Raw genomic sequence first — 575 nt, 5'->3', positions numbered from 1 at the left:
AGACATCTCCAAAAATTTGTAAGTCAGTCACAGCAAGGAAGACAGGCAGATTAGACGAAGAGTCAAAATTAGCTCTAAAAACCGATTAATCAGGGTTTTAAGAGACAAAATCGAATTTTGACGGAAAACTATGGCTAATTATAACGTCAATTACTTCCCCTGATTGCTCCCATTCTATTACTTCTAAAATTAGCGCACTAATTCTCAACCTTACTAAGCCACAAACGGTAAGTAAAACCGATTTATATCGACTTTTATTTAATCTAAATCTTTCTTGAACTATCTTAAATACTTTGACAACTCGAATTAAATTCTCAACAAAAATTCGCCGAGATGATAAAACTTTATTTTCTTTAATTTGATTCTCGGTTAATTCTCCATTCTTAGGTTTTTTATCAGGAGTTCTGATTTGATTTTCTCCCAGGTAAGCTTTATCTCCAATAAAAGTTTGTTGAGAATCGAATTTGCTTAAAGTTTCCCGACAGATTTTTATGTCGCTCGTCGGACCAGGTTGACCAATAACTACATCAACAATATCTTCAGCTTTTGGCAAAACAATAAATTGACTTTTTAAA

At 32.9% G+C, this 575-nt stretch carries 1 protein-coding gene; it reads right to left on the bottom strand.

The window, feature by feature from the left end; genetic code table 11:
- Positions 1-97: 97 nt before the first annotated feature.
- A partial coding sequence (locus MiAbW_RS19230) for a transposase family protein (RefSeq protein ID WP_238707372.1) occupies positions 98-575 on the bottom strand: 478 nt, incomplete at its 5' end.

Origin of the sequence: Microcystis aeruginosa NIES-4325 (genome assembly GCF_008974145.1) — a bacterium.
GTDB classification, from domain to species: domain Bacteria; phylum Cyanobacteriota; class Cyanobacteriia; order Cyanobacteriales; family Microcystaceae; genus Microcystis; species Microcystis aeruginosa_G.
The sequence above is the reverse complement of the archived record's forward strand: the minus strand, read 5'-3'. Positions and strand labels throughout refer to the sequence as shown.